General features: G+C 58.3%; 15 protein-coding genes and 1 pseudogene. 10 read left to right on the top strand and 6 right to left on the bottom strand.

Going from position 1 to position 15,265, the window contains the following annotated elements:
* Positions 1-113: 113 nt before the first annotated feature.
* The 3 genes and pseudogenes from ACO550_RS04270 to ACO550_RS04260 form a co-directional block, all read right to left on the bottom strand.
* Positions 114-686, bottom strand: coding sequence for a hypothetical protein (locus ACO550_RS04270; protein WP_315591692.1), 573 nt, complete (start codon positions 684-686; stop codon positions 114-116).
* A 153-nt stretch (positions 687-839) separates the two neighbouring features.
* A pseudogene (locus ACO550_RS04265) lies at positions 840-1,291 on the bottom strand (ester cyclase).
* A gap of 212 nt (positions 1,292-1,503) precedes the next feature.
* Positions 1,504-2,295, bottom strand: coding sequence for a gamma-glutamylcyclotransferase (locus ACO550_RS04260; protein WP_315591691.1), 792 nt, complete (start codon positions 2,293-2,295; stop codon positions 1,504-1,506).
* 327 nt (positions 2,296-2,622) lie between these two features.
* On the opposite strand from ACO550_RS04260, the gene ACO550_RS04255 reads away from it, so the two are divergent.
* Together ACO550_RS04255 and ACO550_RS04250 are read left to right on the top strand one after the other, a co-directional pair.
* Positions 2,623-2,916 carry a hypothetical protein gene (locus tag ACO550_RS04255; RefSeq protein WP_315591690.1) on the top strand — a complete coding sequence of 98 codons (294 nt, stop codon included), beginning with the start codon at positions 2,623-2,625 and terminating at the stop codon, positions 2,914-2,916.
* Positions 2,917-2,935: 19 nt separating this feature from the next.
* A complete protein-coding gene (locus ACO550_RS04250; RefSeq protein WP_315591689.1) occupies positions 2,936-3,400 on the top strand; it encodes a hypothetical protein in 465 nt (154 codons plus the stop codon).
* A gap of 398 nt (positions 3,401-3,798) precedes the next feature.
* Here ACO550_RS04250 and ACO550_RS04245 read toward each other — a convergent pair whose 3' ends face one another.
* On the bottom strand, positions 3,799-4,842 hold the full coding sequence (locus tag ACO550_RS04245; protein WP_315591688.1) for a GlxA family transcriptional regulator: 1,044 nt from the start codon (positions 4,840-4,842) through the stop codon (positions 3,799-3,801).
* Positions 4,843-4,996: 154 nt separating this feature from the next.
* Here ACO550_RS04245 and ACO550_RS04240 point away from each other — a divergent pair, with 154 nt between their 5' ends.
* The 5 genes from ACO550_RS04240 to ACO550_RS04220 all read left to right on the top strand — a co-directional run bounded on the left by ACO550_RS04240 (position 4,997) and on the right by ACO550_RS04220 (position 7,700).
* Positions 4,997-5,452: an alpha/beta fold hydrolase gene (locus tag ACO550_RS04240; RefSeq protein WP_315591687.1), complete on the top strand. Its 456-nt coding sequence runs from the start codon at positions 4,997-4,999 to the stop codon at positions 5,450-5,452.
* Positions 5,431-5,691 (top strand): hypothetical protein, encoded by a 261-nt coding sequence (locus ACO550_RS04235; RefSeq protein WP_315591686.1) that lies wholly within the window; start codon positions 5,431-5,433, stop codon positions 5,689-5,691. The genes ACO550_RS04240 and ACO550_RS04235 overlap by 22 nt, the downstream gene beginning before the upstream one ends.
* A gap of 79 nt (positions 5,692-5,770) precedes the next feature.
* Positions 5,771-6,472 carry a dienelactone hydrolase family protein gene (locus ACO550_RS04230; RefSeq protein WP_315591685.1) on the top strand — a complete coding sequence of 234 codons (702 nt, stop codon included), beginning with the start codon at positions 5,771-5,773 and terminating at the stop codon, positions 6,470-6,472.
* A gap of 20 nt (positions 6,473-6,492) precedes the next feature.
* A complete protein-coding gene (locus ACO550_RS04225; RefSeq protein WP_315591684.1) occupies positions 6,493-7,131 on the top strand; it encodes an isochorismatase family protein in 639 nt (212 codons plus the stop codon).
* 5 nt (positions 7,132-7,136) lie between these two features.
* The gene (locus ACO550_RS04220; protein WP_315591683.1) at positions 7,137-7,700 is read left to right on the top strand and encodes a hypothetical protein; all 564 of its coding nucleotides are present in this window, start codon (positions 7,137-7,139) and stop codon (positions 7,698-7,700) included.
* A 482-nt stretch (positions 7,701-8,182) separates the two neighbouring features.
* Here ACO550_RS04220 and ACO550_RS04215 read toward each other — a convergent pair whose 3' ends face one another.
* Positions 8,183-9,712 (bottom strand): IS3 family transposase, encoded by a 1,530-nt coding sequence (locus tag ACO550_RS04215; RefSeq protein ID WP_315591682.1) that lies wholly within the window; start codon positions 9,710-9,712, stop codon positions 8,183-8,185.
* A gap of 89 nt (positions 9,713-9,801) precedes the next feature.
* On the opposite strand from ACO550_RS04215, the gene ACO550_RS04210 reads away from it, so the two are divergent.
* The 3 genes from ACO550_RS04210 to ACO550_RS04200 all read left to right on the top strand — a co-directional run bounded on the left by ACO550_RS04210 (position 9,802) and on the right by ACO550_RS04200 (position 13,498).
* Positions 9,802-11,235, top strand: coding sequence for an ISNCY family transposase (locus tag ACO550_RS04210; protein ID WP_315591681.1), 1,434 nt, complete (start codon positions 9,802-9,804; stop codon positions 11,233-11,235).
* A gap of 194 nt (positions 11,236-11,429) precedes the next feature.
* Positions 11,430-12,305 carry a tyrosine-type recombinase/integrase gene (locus ACO550_RS04205; RefSeq protein WP_315591680.1) on the top strand — a complete coding sequence of 292 codons (876 nt, stop codon included), beginning with the start codon at positions 11,430-11,432 and terminating at the stop codon, positions 12,303-12,305.
* 23 nt (positions 12,306-12,328) lie between these two features.
* Positions 12,329-13,498, top strand: a complete 1,170-nt coding sequence (locus tag ACO550_RS04200) for an IS91 family transposase (protein WP_485994236.1) — start codon at positions 12,329-12,331, stop codon at positions 13,496-13,498.
* Between the two features lie 495 nt (positions 13,499-13,993).
* Here the strand turns inward: ACO550_RS04200 and ACO550_RS04195 are convergent, their stop codons facing one another.
* A complete protein-coding gene (locus ACO550_RS04195) occupies positions 13,994-15,073 on the bottom strand; it encodes a phospholipase effector Tle1 domain-containing protein (protein ID WP_315591679.1) in 1,080 nt (359 codons plus the stop codon).
* Positions 15,074-15,265: the final 192 nt, after the last annotated feature.

The raw sequence follows: 15,265 nt of genomic DNA, 5'->3' as shown, positions 1-15,265 counted from the left end.
AAATGGAGCGGGTCTTCATGGCAGTGACTTTTTGTGGTTAAAGGGTGAGGTCAGTTTAGGAATCCTTTCTCGCCCTGAAACTCCGCTCCTTGCGGTCAAACATTCTTTGTTGCTCACCAGCCGGGATATCTGGCGACGAGCTGCAGCCACAGCGCGAGACATCCGGTATCGCGCATGTAGTGCAATGCCTCAGATGCCTTCCAGGTGCATGGGACACGGCGTAGCCATATTGAGTCGGGGCCTGAGCGGTACATCCAGACGATGGTTGTAGTCATCATTTGTTGTTCTGGAGACATGGCGCGGAAATCGGCGCGCCAGCGCGCCATCTCTTCGGCGTAGTGCTCACCGGTACGCTCGTTGTACGCAGCGGGGCAGACACTTCGGTGATACTCGCCGCCGTCTATTCTTGCGAACAATTTGAATAGTTGAAGCTGCCCAATCGTCTGCTGCAACGTTTCATGGAAGCGTTTCGGGCTTCGCTCGAATGGCGAATCGGGATCCGCCAGCGTATTCAATCGCGCAGCCTCCTCGATGTCCAGATCGAGGAGACGCAACACAAGGTCTTCAAGCCGCATTCCATCAAGGTACGGCGTGGCGAAATCCTGCGGCGGTGAGCCCCACGTCACCGCCGTCACCCAATCCATCAGTGATTGCGCAACGGGGTCGGTGCATGCAATTTCAGTCACGGTACAGGTCCATCGAAGAAGGGAAAGTCGCGCAAAGCAAAGACTTGCCAGGAAGTGAAGCAGGCCCGCAAGAATTGCGGGCCTACTTGTGCCGATCGGGAGTGTTCTTCCGCGCCAGATAGGCGCGAAAGAGCTTGCTTCATTTCGGGCTCATCAAGCGTCGCCGTTCTCCGTGGCAGCCCTGATGAGGCCGAGTTGCGTCAGCGCGGTGACGCCATCGTCCAGGCCGCGCTCTTCCACGATTTCAGCACTGTGGTGCCAGTGAAATGCATCTTGCGTCCAGTTTCAGCAGGCAGGCCACCGATCAAGAAGTCATCGTGTGCCGGGCCGGTGTGGGTGCCACCACCTTCCCATTGGCCAACCACGTAATCGCCTTCCGCGATCAGGTCGGCAGTACCCCAGAAGTTGAGGTCGGGGAATGCCTTGCGGAAATCGGTCATGAACGCCCTGATGTCCGCGCGGCCGCGACGGGGTTCATGCAGCGAATAGTGAAGCAGCATGTCCGGCGCGGCGATTTCGTCGATGACCGAAAGATTGGGATTCTTCCCCCAGAATTCGGTGAACCACCGGCCGACGACGGCCTTGTTGTCGTCTTCTTTGCTCATTTGGAATCCTCACAGATAGTTTCAGGAAGATCAACGGAACCGGCCGATGACCTGAGCGAAAGAATAGACATCGTGTCGCGATTCAGAACTCCGATTCTTGCTACTCGACTTAGCTCGCCGCCTTCGCAAGAGCACTGGTTTGGCGAGCCTTCCTGCGCAAGCCGCAATGACGGCTTGCCGCACGTGTGATATAAGCGCTACGGCACCGGCTACTACGCCGCTTCCAAGAGCCTTTCATCTGCGCTCGACGTCTTCACCAACGAAGCCAAACGCTCCAACTTGGAATCGCGGATGCCATTGGCATGCAGACTGTCGTACGTTCTGAACAGGTAGTCGGCAGCGCTTCCAAGCCCACCGGATGCTGTAGCCAGTCGATGCACGATGGTGCCTTCATCGAGACCGCCGGCGTACTGCGGATCGTCCGCGTCGATGGTGAAGGCGATTGCCCAACCGAAGGATTCTCCGTCGAGGTTCTTCAGTTCAATCCATCGAGGCACGTACGCGCCACACACCATTTCCCTTCGCCAAAGCAGCCGCAGTTCGCGCTCGACATCATCTTCCGCGATCCTGTATGCGGCCCCGTGGCAAGAACCGCCCCGTTCAAGCGCAAGCATCAGCCCTGGACAGTCAGCAGTGGCGCGCAGCGCGGTGATGGAAAGGCAGAACGACCGGTGCCAGCCGTCGATCATGGTGATACGTCTTTCCACGAAACTGATCGCCGGATTCCAGATCAGTGAGCCGTAGCCGAAGACCCACACATCACCCTGTGGTCGAATCGCCAACGTCCTCCGAAGCGAGGCGATGTGGTCGGCCTCGGTGAGAAGTCTCGCGCTGGGGGCGTCGATGGCAACAAGCGCATCGACGTTGCCGCTCTCAAGAAGTTGCCGAGTCAGGACAGGCGATAAATTTCGTCCCTCGTGATGCGCCGCCAGTGGCTGCGAAATGGTGCCCGCGCTCATGATTACCTTGTTGGCTTTAGTGGTCGTGCGCTTGGGTTTCTCCATGCGCTTGATGGCACTTTGCCGATGAGGTCTCGTTTGGCAACTCCGATTCTTGCGCAACGAAGCTTGGATGTGTTCTACGACACGCGTCGCCTGATGCGCGGTGGTCTTTATAGTGCGGCGCCCGTGGCGACTGCCGCCTTGACCCGAGGTTGGTGTTCCGGTTGAAGCTAAAAGGGCGCTGCGAGGGGTTGAATACTTTGAGCGCAAGAAACGGAGAGCGTCATCGGAGGCGGGTCACTACGCTTGATTCCAAGCGAGACACGGAACGTCTCGCTTCCACGAGTCCGGCGCGTCGCCGGCCCTGGCTAAGCGCAAGGGGAGTCCGTTATGTCTATTCGTTTGATCCAGCCAGGTGCATTCGCAGACCGAGGCGACGTTTGGCTGCGTGACCAGTTGGCCCGCCTTGCGCAAAGGCATGCGCAGTTCGGGAGGCGTTATCGGGTCGACGCCGATGCGCTGCTGGCACGATTGGCAAGCACTTCCAGAGAGGCCGGGGTGGCAGTAGCCCCCGTTACTTCGAAGATCTCGGTTGCTGACCGAATTCGGCAGGCGACGATTGAAGCCATCGAACACTGTTCGCGACTGGATAACTATGCTGCCGCAACCACCATCGCGCACTGAGCATTGCGCGAGATCGCTGTTGGAATCGAACCTTCACGAGCTGGCACTGCTTGCCATTCCGAGCGAATTCTTGCCCATTCACCGGCTCGGAACGCCTCCGCATGACGAGTGGATGGCGGTGCTGCCTGACAATACTGAAATCATCATTGCAGACATGGCTGGCAAGCCCATCCCGCTCGGGATCGAAAAGGCCATCGCCGTTGTGCAGAGTCGCGCCTATCTTGAGGCGCGGGCGCGCCAACTCCTCGTGCCGCTTGGCAAGGAGGATGGCGAGTGGCGACTGGTCGCCATCGATTTCGGCATCAAAGCGCTGCGGCATGAGTGCGAATTTTTGATGTGTTTCGCCTTCCAAGCATCGAAGTCTGATCTTGATGACATGCCCCTTCATATCGAAGTTGGTTTCGCGCTGCCGGTGCGCTCGAGCGTCAGTGCGGGGTATAGCCCAATGTTCGTCCTGACGATCCAGACAACGACAGGACTCTAAGGATGATGCCACGAAGATGGGATATTCTCGCCGGATGGCGGCCCGCGGATGCAGGCACTGCGCGGGATCACCTCGATGATCGCGACTGACATGGCTGTGCTCCTGTCGAGAATTGAGGCGAGTTACCTCGGTTCTCAACTTAGGAAACAGCGCAGGCGCTTCAGTCACTTCGCACGTTTGCCGAAGGGTTACCGCGCGAGCGGTTTAGTCCGCCGACCCGTAACCGTCGTTCGCACTCCTCGCGTGGCGATGACCACTTCCGGGTGGAACGGACGCTCGGCGCGTCTAGTTCGCAGGCTAGCTGTTGGCCTAATGGGGAGGAAAGCGCAAAATCTTGTCACTTTCTCTGTTGAAAGCGATGTTGCCGGGGTCGTGCTATTGACTCGATTTTGGGGCGCCTAGACCGTCCCAAGCACCGCTCGACCGCCGGTCCCAAACCGGCGTCGATAATCCGCAGGCCCTAGACCGACGAATTTCTCGAAGGTTTTGCGAAAGAAGCCAGTGTCCTCATACCCCACTTTCCAGGAAATCTCTTTCATGGATAACGTCGTGAACTCCAAAAGCTCCCGCGCCTTCTGTATCTTCAAGCGTTGTGCGTATTCGGTAGGCTTGAGACCGGTCGCCTTTTGAAAGCGGCGTAAGAAGGTTCTATGTCCCAGCCGTGCTTTGGAGGCCATTTGCTCGACCGTGACCGCTTGGGTGTGAGTCGTCTGAAGCCAGAGTTGAACGTCCAGGACAGCTTTGTCCCCATGATGCAGCGAGGGTGCGAAGTTCGCGTAGAAGCGTTGCTGGCGGCCGGCAGGGTCGGCGAGAAAATACTGGGCTGTCTTCACCATGACCATCGGTCCAAGATAGCGATCCACCAACCGTAGCCCTAGATCGACCCATGCCAAGACTCCGCCGGCAGTGATGACATCTCCCAGATCGATGATGAGTTCGTCGGAATTGACGGAGAGTTCGGGGAACCCGCTCGCGAGTGCCTGCGCATAGCTCCAATGCGTAGTGGCCGATCTGCCGTTTAACATGCCTGTGCGGGCGAGCATGAAGGCGCCCCCGCATACTGCACAGAGGAGAGTACCCGAGGCGTGCTGCTTCTTTACCCAGCCAATGAGATTCTCGGTTTCCACCGTCCGCAGTTCGATATCGATGGTGGGCGCAATAATCAGGCAATCAAGTCGGCTTGGGTGGTCCCCGTGCGAGGTAAAGACGCACTCCGGTTGCAATGTATCCGAATTCGCTCTCCAGTGACTCACTTCCAGCGTTGCTGGATGTTCCCCGCCGAATTTTGCGCTGTAGTGGTTGCCCGCCTCAAACAGGTCAGTGAGGCCATGGACCGCGGCGAGTCTGGCGCCCCCGTAGAGAAGTATTCCGATGTGGGTCTTTTGGGGCAGCGGCCGAATGGCAGTTTTGCCCTCCACTTTGTCACTTTCGACTCTCGGCATTGCTGACTCTCCCTGACTATGCTGGTGACGCCACAGTGTGACGGATCTGAAACGTCAATTCGCAAAGCCAAGTTTGCCAAGATTCTTAGGCTCCGACAAACGAATTAACGACAAGCTCAGGTCAAGGCAGAAACCGATGAGATAAGGAGGTGTCATGGAGCAGGCGGTCACGAGCGTGGTGTTGGTTCACGGTGCTTTTGCCGATGGCTCGGGCTGGGAGCCCGTCTTCAATATCCTCACGAAAGAAGGCTACACGGTCGCCATTGTCCAACATCCTGAGACGTCTTATGCCGAGGATGTGAGGTTTACGAAGGCTGTGATTGATCGGCAGCCTGGCCCTGTGGTCCTGGTGGGCCACAGCTACGGTGGGGCGGTCATCCCCGAAGCCGGGAACCATCCCAAGGTGACAGCCCTTGTCTATATCGCCGCGTTCGGTCTGGACACCGGAGAAAGCTGCGCCTCCATCGAACAGGACGTGCCGCCAGCAACTACGGGGATCAAGGAGACCGATGATGGCTACTTCTACATTGATCCAGCGGCGTTCCACGCGGACTTTGCCGCGGACCTCCTGGCGCGCAAACCGCCTTCATGGCCGCGTCACAGGTGCTGATCTCGGTCGACTCTTTTACCCACAAGGTGACCAACTCTGCCTGGAAGTCGAAGCCTGCCTGGTACATGGTGGCCACCGAAGGCCGGTCCATTAACCCGGACCAGGAGCGCATGATGGCGAAACGCATGAACGCGCAGACGATCGAAGTGAAGTCGAGTCATGTGGCCTATATGTCTCACGCCAAGGAGACCGCCCAACTCATCATCGAGGCTGCCAACAGCGTCCACGTCAACGAGTAGTTCTCGCGTTGAAGCTGCTTTCAATGATCGATCGCTTCATTAACAGAGGGCGCGACGGCACACCAAAGAGGACGGTGCAATGAACAAATCGATGCAGGTCAAGGTCGCCGCTGGCGCCCTCAATGCCTACGTGGTGTACCCCGATCATGCGCTCGCACCCGCGGTCGTCGTGCTTCAGGAGATCTTCGGCGTCAACGCCGATCTGCGTGCCACCTGCGAGGAGCTGGCCGGCAAGGGCTTCATTGCCGTCTCTCCGGAGCTGTTCTGGCGCGAAGCGCCAGGCCTGGACCTGCATTCCTGGAGCCCGGAAGAGTGGAAACAGGGGCTGGCGCTGTACGAACACTACGACTTCGACCGTGGTGTGCGAGATATCGCCGCTGTCGTCGCGGCGACTCCCGCCCTCCGGGGGTGTAACGGCAAGATCGGCGTCATGGGCTTCTGCCTGGGTGGACTCATGACCTACCTGACAGCCGCACGCAGCCACGTCGATGCGGCAGCCTGGTACTACGGCGGGCAGACCGAGCGCTTCCGGGGTGAGAGTGCTGGCCTCACCGTGCCGATGATCATGCACGTGGGCGAAGAGGACGAGTTTGTCACCCCGGCAGCGCAGCAGAGCATCAAGGAAGCGCTCGGCAGCCGTCCCAACGTCGAATTTTTCACCTACTCCGGCTGTTACGACGCGTTCGCCCGCCATAGCGGGACGCGTTACGATGCCGCTGCCGCGTCCCTGGCCAATGGCGGAACGGAAGCATTTCTGCGCCGCCATCTTGCCGGCGTCTGACTCTTAAACAGGAGTGTTAAGTGACTGACCTGACGTACGAACCTGAACTGACGGGCTTGCTGATTGTCGATCCTTACAACGATTTTCTGTCGGAAGGCGGCAAACTGTATCAGCTCAGCAAAGAGACGCTAACAAAGCTCGATGTTGTCGAGCACATGCGCCAGATTCTGGCAGCAGCCCGGTCCCACGGCATACAAGTATTCATCGCTCCCCACCACCGATGGCGCGAAACGGATACGTACGGGCATTGGAAAACGATGCCACCCGTACAAGCCGGCGCGGCCAATCATCGTGTATTTGCGGAGGGCACCTGGGGCGGATGCTTCCATCCGGATTTCGAACCGAAACCCGGCGACGTGGTGGCCCAGGAGCACTGGATGTCGAGTGGCTTCGCGAATACCGATCTCGACCTCCTACTGAAGAAATACGGCGTGCGTAAGGTGATCGTGGTTGGCTTGCGTGCCAATACATGCATCGAGTCGACGGTCCGTTTTGCCGCAGAACTGGGTTACGAGGTGACGTTGGTCAAGGACGCGATCGGGAGTTTCGGTTTCCCGGAAATGGACGCGTCGCTCAAATTCAACTTGCCACAGTACGCGAGCGCCATTCTTTCGACTGCGGAACTGATCGAGAAAATGACTAACGCGTCCAAGGAGTAGTCGAGATGAGCGAAGCACAGAAAAGTGATGACTTGATTGCGACGTCCGTGGTTGAAGCCACCATCAATGCGCCAATCGGAAGGATTGACCTTACCGAATGGGTGTTTACGTTGACCGATGCGGAATATCAGGCATGCTCAACGGCACACATAGCAGGCGGATCAACCCTGCACGTAGACGGCAAACGTATGTCCATCAATGTCGAGCACGTAGGAAATCTCATGATTCAGCATTACGTTGAGGACATTTCCGAAAGATCGCATTGCCGGCTGGTATCTGTATCCGATTCGATCGGTCCCACGATTGAGGATCGGACTAAGGTGATTGTCATCTGGGAATTCATCGCAGAAGCTGTCGACGCAATGACCACCAAGTTCATGAACCGCATCGAGCTTCATGTCGCGCCAGGTTATCTCGACGCACTCAAGAAGCGTGGAATTACGCTTGAACAGGCACGAGCGTTCGCTGGTAAGGCGATTAGTCTGCACAACTCGGAAGAAGCTCCGCTATACGGAAAAGATATCGAACGGAAAGCAATCGCGGGCCGATGGGATAAGTCATCAAGATGATCTGCTTATGCAAGGAGATACCATGAGCGACGTCCAAAAGAAGATCGCTGTCGACAAGACAACTCAGGGACATTGGCGGGTCACGCTGAATAATCCCCCGATCGACGTGTCCGCAAGGCCGCGTAAGTCTGTTTTACTTTGATTATTGGGCACCCGTATCGGTAGCCGGATGCCAGATTCCACAAAAGTCGCATTCACGGAGTTGGCCAGAGGAATTCCTGCGCCGGTTATGTCCGGATTGACGATGGCTTTACGTCCTTTGACTTCACGGCGCTCAGAATGTAAGTTGCACTGACAGGATGACTTGTGCTAGCTCGCGCATTTCTATGCAACTTCTTTACGTTAGAGGAATCCTGGCGTCTTGTGAACCTGCGGCCCGGGCCTACACAGTATTTAACATAAGCTTTATTCTAGATTTAACGCATTGTAGAGGCTAAATCAGAATGTCCGCTTCGGGGGTGCGGACGATTTCTTGGACTGAGTTAAGTTGCGATGCCAAGGTGGCGCCGGTATTCGACCGGGCTCATTGCACGCAGTGATAACTTGATGCGCCGCTCGTTGTACCACTGGATGTAAGAGTTTAGCTCGTGCATGAATCCTTCTACCGTCGTGCCAGCCCAGTTGCGACAGTAGTACATCTCATTCTTCAGGCGACCGAAGAAGCCTTCGCAGGCAGCGTTGTCAGGCGAGCAGCCCTTTCGCGACATGGAACGGATGAGACCAGCCGCCTTGATGCGTTGCAGCCATCCCGGCCAACGATAGTGCGAGCCCCTATCACTGTGTACTACGGGGTTGTCGCCATCGGCGAGCGTGGTGATGGCACCATCGAGCATGCTGTTGACCAATTGCGCGTCAGGCCTCGTGCCGATAGACCAACTCACAACCTTGCCGTCAAAGCAATCGATCATGGGCGATAGGTACACCTTGCCCGCTGGAAGCTGGAATTCGGTGATGTCCGTCAGCCATTTTTGATTTGGCGCCTGCGAATGGAAATCCCTGGCAATCAGGTTCTCGGGGGCCGCGCCAATCTCCCCGCTGTAGGAACTGTACCGGCGACGAGGTCGATGGACAGCAAGCTGTTCCTCCGCCATCAATCTGCGCACAACTTTCTCAGAGATCCGGATGTTTTGCTGACGCAGCATCGCGTGGATACGGCGATACCCATAGCAGCGATGGTTGCTGTCAAAGATCTCGATCATCGCGTTACGTACATCGCCGTATTTATCGCGCAGACGCAATCTTGTCTTGTGATAGAAGTAGCTACTGCGCGCAAGCCCAACGATGCGAAGAAGTTCAGACAACGGGTACGTAGCTTTCAAGGCATCAACCACCTGTGTCTTCTCCCTGTTTGTCAGGGTCAGAGAGTTGATGCCTTGGTCTTTTTTTATTAGATCGCCCGCCTGCGCCAAGACGTCGCGCTCAAGTTGCAGCTGGCGTACCTGTTGTTCGAGCTGCGCGATTCTCTCCAGCAACGCCGCATGCTCGTCTTCAGGCGAGGCCAATTTACGTTTTCGCATAGATCGATATGCCTCGTCTCCGAGCAGTTGATCTTTCCACTTGTACAGCATCGGTCGGCTTACTCCAACCTTTTTCGCTATATCCTCCGCAGAGCCCCGGCGGGCGCAAAGGTCAGTGACTGCCTGACGTCTCTGGTCGGGGGCAAACGGTGCACTGGTGTTTGTGCTCGTGACCATGCGGCGCGAACCAGGGCGCAGTTCCTCAATCCAGCGGCCCAACATTTCGGTACTGGGATACCCGAGGGCTCTGCGGGTTCCAGCCAGAGAGCGGCCATGACTGAAATAGTGATCCACTGCTACGCGCTTTTGCTCCAGCGTGTATCGCTGCCTTGGACGGCGGCGCTTGGGCAAGTCTCCCAGTGCCTGGTAGATGTGGACCCACCGCGTCAAGTTCTTACCCGACGGATAGCCCAGCTCACGAACGACCGTTGCCGTCTTTCCGCCGTATTTGAAATATAACTTGACCGCCCTGACGCGATCCTCGTACGTATACATGAACTACCTCCAAGTAGTCCAAGAAATCATCCGCACCTCCCCTGAGCTAGATTGAGATGTCGTACCCCAGAGATTGATTGGAGCGCGACATGACACGACCGGATACCATCACCATGAGCCTGCGGGAACTGGATCGCTGCGAGGTCATCGAGGCCGTCGTGCGGGACGGCCTGATGGTCTGGCGCGCCGCCGAGAAGCTTGGCATCAGCCGGCGCCAGGTCGAGCGGCTGGCGCAGCGCTACCGGCAGGGCGGCCCGCAGGGCCTGGTCTCGCGGCGCTGGGGCCAGCCGGGTCACAACCAGCGCCCGCCAGGCGTCGAGGCACGCGTGCGCGGCCTGATTCGCGACAGCTATGCCGATTTCGGCCCGACCCTGGCCGCCGAGAAGCTTCGCGATCGGCACGGCATCGACCTGGCCAAGGAGACGGTACGCCGGATCATGATCGATGCCGGCTTCTGGGTGCCCAGGAAGCTGCGCCCGCCCAAGGTCCACCAGCCGCGCAATCGCCGCGCCTGCCTGGGCGAACTGGTGCAGATCGACGGCAGCGACCACGCCTGGTTCGAGGACCGGGCGCCGGCCTGCACGCTGCTGGTCTACGTGGACGATGCCACGGGCCGGCTGATGCAACTGCTGTTCGTGCCGACCGAGTCGACACAGGCCTATTTCGCCGCGACACGGGCCTATCTCGAATCCCACGGCAAGCCACAAGCGTTCTATTCGGACAAGGCTGGCGTCTTCCGGGTCAACGCCCGAGACAACGCCGAAGGCCGCGGCTACACGCAGTTCGGGCGGGCGTTGTATGAGCTCAATATCGACATCATCTGCGCCAACACGAGCCAGGCCAAGGGCCGCGTGGAGCGGATGAATGGCACGCTGCAGGACCGCCTGATCAAGGAACTGCGGCTATGTGGTATCAGTACGATGGAGGCGGCCAACGCGTTCGCGCCGGTTTTCATGGCCGACTTCAATACCCACTTCGCCAAAGCTCCACGGAGCGATTTCGACGCGCACCGGCTGGTGCGCGGCGACGAGGACCTGGCACGGATCTTCAGTTGGCGGGAATGGCGCAAGGTCTCACTGAGCCTGACCCTGCAGTACGCCAAGGTGCTGTACTTGCTGGAGGATCTGCCTGAACACAGAGGACTGATCCACCACTATATCGAGATCGCCGAGTATCCCGATGGGCATGTCGAGTTGTGGGCGAATGGCGCCTCCCTACCCTACACCACCTATGATCGCTTCCCGGAGGTAGACCAGGGTGCGATCGTCGACAACAAGCGGCTCGGACGGACACTGACCATTGCGGCGGAGGTGCAGGCTCTACGCGACAACCGCCGGTTCGCCGCCCCTTCTCGGACGCTGCATGGCGAACCGCCACGGCCCGCCAAGGTGCCGTTGAACGTCAAGCGGCAGCGGTTGGTGAACCGGCTCGACTTGGAACAGGCGATGCAGCACCACCCTCTTCACTCAGCACGGAATGACGATCCAGCAACTGAAGGTCCTGCGAGACCGCCTGCGGGATAGGCTGCGGGCGGTTCGCCCTTTCAAGCGCAAGTTGAGGCGCTGGGGATCGCAGTTCGATGTCTCAGGACGGCCAGAGGACTAAACCGCTCGCGCGGTAACCCTTCGTTCAATGCGCAAAGTGACTGAAGCGCCTGCGCTGTCTCCTAAGTTGAGGACCGAGGCAACTTGCCTCGTTTCCCGACAGGAGCCCAGCCATGTCAGTCGCGACACCTACCATCAGCCCGCTACGCCAGCGCATGATCGAGGACATGCGGATGCGCAAGCTTGCGGACAAGACCCAGGCCCAGTACCTCCGCACCGTGCACCAGTTCGCGGCCTTTCTCGGCCGCTCGCCGGACACGGCCAGTACCGAGGATCTGCGGCGCTATCAACTCCACCTCGTCGATCACGGCACCTCACCGACTTCGCTTAACGCCGCGATCACCGGACTGAAGTTCTTCTTCGAGGTGACCCTCTGCGATGCCAACCGGATGGCCAGGATGCGCCCAGTGAGCGTGCCGCGAGTCCTGCCTGTCGTGCTCAGTCCCGATGAAGTCGCCAGGTTGGTGGCTGCCGCCAGCAACCTGAAGCACCAGACCGCGCTCGCGGTGGCTTATGGCGCAGGCCTGCGCGCCTGCGAGGTCGTCGCGTTGCGGGTCAGTGATATCGATAGCCAGCGCATGACGCTGCGGATCGAACAGGGCAAGGGCCGCAGGGACCGCTACGCCATGCTCTCGCCGGTCCTGCTCGAACGCCTGCGCGCCTGGTGGCGCGTCGCGCATGCTCAGGGCAAGATGCTCGAGGGTGGCTGGCTGTTTCCGGGCCTCAATCCCATCGAGTCACTCAGCACCCGGCAACTCAACCGTGCCGTCCACGCCGCCGCGCAGGCCGCAGAGATCGACAAGCGCGTATCCATGCATACGCTACGGCATAGCTTTGCGACACACCTGCTCGAGCAGAAGGTCGATATCCGCGTGATTCAAGTACTGCTAGGGCATAGGAAGCTGGAGACGACAGCGCTCTATGCCCAGGTCGCCACCGATCTGCTGCGCGAGGTGGTCAGCCCTCTCGAGCATCTGCGTTCCGACTAGGACGTCCCGCCGCCGAGCTCAATGTGCTCGAGGTCGCGGATATCTTTCGCCCCCACGCGCCGGCCTGGCGACAGACTGCCTCCCTGAGCCTTGGGCAGTTGCAGGTCATGTCGGCCATCGAACAGTGCCGTACCGGGGCACTGGGAGGGCATGTGCTGCGCTGTTCCGGCTGCGCCAACCTCGAAGTGTCCTATAACTCCTGCCGCAACCGGCATTGCCCCAAGTGTCAGGCCAGCGCCGCGCATCGCTGGCTCGAAGCGCGCACTGAGGATCTGCTCCCCGTGGCGTACTACCACGTCGTGTTCACACTGCCTGCGCCGATCGGCGCCATCGCCTGGTACAACAAGGCGGTCATCTATGGCCTGTTGTTCGACGTTGCTGCCGACACCCTGCGGACCATCGCTGCCGATCCCAAACACCTCGGCGCGCAGATCGGTGCCACCCTGGTGCTGCATACGTGGGGTTCGGCACTCACCCATCATCCACATGTACACGGCATCGTCCCGGGCGGCGGTCTCTCCCCAGATGGGCAACGCTGGATCGCTTGCCGTCCCGGCTTCTTCCTGTCAGTGCGCGTGCTCTCCCGCCTCTTCCGGCGGCGCTTCCTCGAGGCACTCCAGCGCGCCCACACGTTGGGGCAACTGCAGTTCTTTGGCGAGTACAGCGCCCTCGCCAACCCGGACGCCTTCGCGCAATGGTTGGCGCCATTACGCGCCACCGAGTGGGTGGTCTGCGCCAAGCGACCGTTCGCCGGCCCAGAGGCAGTCCTGGCCTACCGGTCGCGCTACACGCACCGCGTGGCCATCTCCAATCAGCGTCTGGTCGCGCTCGACGAACGCGGCGTGACCTTCCGCTGGAAGGACTACCGCGCCAAGGGACGCACGCGCCGTAAGATCATGACGCTGGACGTCGGAGAATTCATGCGGCGCTTCCTGCTGCACGTGCTGCCGGGTGGCTTCCATCGCATCCGCCACTACGGGCTGCTTGCCAATCCCGTGCGCCGCGCGAACCTGGTCAAGATACGCTCGCTATTGCGCGTCGTGCCGGCGGTGACTGCTACGCCTGACGATACCGATGTCGCCGTACCCCCGTCCTTCGTCTGCCGGCACTGTGGCGCCCCGATGCTCGTCATCGAGGTCATCCCGCGCAGCGCGTGCATCCGCGGACCACCCCCGCAGCGAGGCCTCGTATGAGTCCATACGTCCCACACCTCCTGCTTCACCGACGGCTCTGCGGAATCCAGAGCCGCCAGCGGAGTGTTGCGCTCGCTGTCTCGCTCGACCACGTTGCATGTACTCGGTATCCACGCGATCCCACATTGCGCAGACCTACTCGCCATGGTGGCAGCCGATTGATAGCTTGCCTCTCCCACCAAACCATGACGCCACCGATGGCGCCAACCCATCAATCGCCATAGCCCACATCACGGCATCGCGGGACCCGCGGTTTCCTCCCCTGAGGTTTGTTCAACGCCTGCCCTCACGCGCCTGGAACTCTGCAGCCAAAGGCAGGCATCAAACAAACCTAAACAGCAGCGGCCTTCAGTGCAGAGAACACGAATGACTGCTTAGCGTACACCTTGTGTCAGCAGTAGAAGCTGCCGATCGTTCAATTGCAATTGAAGGATCTGACGCGTCCCGGGGCTCGGGGCCGTTTGCAGAACTGTGTCGCTTTGGAAGTAAGCGCCTTCAGGTCAAGTACCGCTCCATTTCGGCTCCCGTTCCCAGATCAAAATCATGAGCGATTGGCAAAGCCAAGATACTATCTCGCAGACTTGCATATTCTTTGAGCAGATCCGATTGCAGCAACCGCTCCCGTAGACGAGAATCGCACGTAAGATTTAATGGCTCACCATTCGTCCAGCTACGCGGCGCCTTTGTAATGCGGAAAGGTATTTTTCTCGTAAAGTCGGAGTACGAATCGTGCGGCATCGCCAAATCATAGCTCTGCGAAATTTCGATGTCCGGATCGAATAGCAGCCCACACAACGCCGCCTTGCGTTGTAACCAAAAAGCGGGCAATGTTTGCAAGGATCCATCCGAGTATCCTCCTCCAACGTCGGCGTGAGCGCCAATAAACCAACATTGTTCCACGGGTAATTTTTGGGGCCGAGGATTTGACTCGGGAAGCCGTGTCCAATAGGTTGGCGCATACGGCTCCCGAAACTCATTTGCAGCTAGAGCATGATAAGCGTTGCGGACATGATTGCTTAACTCTGTATCGTGAAAACTATAATAGTTAGAGAATCCAGGAAGTATCACATTTGGAAATGGAATCCCAAGTCTCCCGACCGTATCCCACACCCCCACAAAATGAATATCCGCCTCAATCGAAAATTGATTTCTGAATTCTATAGAATACTCAGAATCAGGTTTGTATCCATTTCGGTAAATAGAATATGCTTTCGTTATATGATCGGAATCAGGATAGCTCACTAGTCCACAATTTCTTATCATCCCAGCCAAGCTTCGAGCAGAGTAGGCACCTCTGCTAAACCCAAACAAGTAGATTCGATCATTCGAAGTGAACTGCTCGCAAAGCCACTGATATCCCGCCTGAATATTTTCCGACAAACCGGCACCGAACGCGCCCCCCAGATATTTGTCAATTGAAGACCAAACACCGTGCCCTTGCGTCCCGACACCTTGGATGTATCGCGTTCGTTGATCGTCAGTCTCCAATGCAGCTTTGTACAAATCGTAGGCATTGGTTTTGTCATTCGGCTCATTCCATGTGCCATCGAAGAACACTGCCAAATTCTTCGCCATTGGGTGTCTCCCTAAATTTCAGGATTTTCCTCATATACGTCTACGCCGGATCTTGCAAATTTAACTTGCCTGACCGTCTTAATAGTCTCGATCCGTTATGGTTGGTGTAGTTTAGCCACAAATCCCATCACCGCACTGGCACTGGCACTGGCACTGGCACTGGCACTGGCACTGGCACTGGCACTGGCACTG

Source organism: Cupriavidus sp., assembly GCF_057315035.1.
Note: the sequence above shows the minus strand (reverse complement) of the source record. Positions and strands in the feature narration are given on the sequence as shown.

Coding starts and splice junctions, on each gene's coding strand:
- ACO550_RS04210 (WP_315591681.1), top strand. CDS start 9,802: ATGACACGACCGGATACCATCACCATGAGCCTGCGGGAACTGGATCGC.
- ACO550_RS04235 (WP_315591686.1), top strand. CDS start 5,431: ATGGCCGCGTCACAGGTGCTGATCTCGGTCGACTCTTTTACCCACAAG.
- ACO550_RS04195 (WP_315591679.1), bottom strand. CDS start 15,073: ATGGCGAAGAATTTGGCAGTGTTCTTCGATGGCACATGGAATGAGCCG.
- ACO550_RS04215 (WP_315591682.1), bottom strand. CDS start 9,712: ATGTATACGTACGAGGATCGCGTCAGGGCGGTCAAGTTATATTTCAAA.
- ACO550_RS04245 (WP_315591688.1), bottom strand. CDS start 4,842: ATGCCGAGAGTCGAAAGTGACAAAGTGGAGGGCAAAACTGCCATTCGG.
- ACO550_RS04240 (WP_315591687.1), top strand. CDS start 4,997: ATGGAGCAGGCGGTCACGAGCGTGGTGTTGGTTCACGGTGCTTTTGCC.
- ACO550_RS04205 (WP_315591680.1), top strand. CDS start 11,430: ATGTCAGTCGCGACACCTACCATCAGCCCGCTACGCCAGCGCATGATC.
- ACO550_RS04220 (WP_315591683.1), top strand. CDS start 7,137: ATGAGCGAAGCACAGAAAAGTGATGACTTGATTGCGACGTCCGTGGTT.
- ACO550_RS04230 (WP_315591685.1), top strand. CDS start 5,771: ATGAACAAATCGATGCAGGTCAAGGTCGCCGCTGGCGCCCTCAATGCC.
- ACO550_RS04255 (WP_315591690.1), top strand. CDS start 2,623: ATGTCTATTCGTTTGATCCAGCCAGGTGCATTCGCAGACCGAGGCGAC.
- ACO550_RS04260 (WP_315591691.1), bottom strand. CDS start 2,295: ATGGAGAAACCCAAGCGCACGACCACTAAAGCCAACAAGGTAATCATG.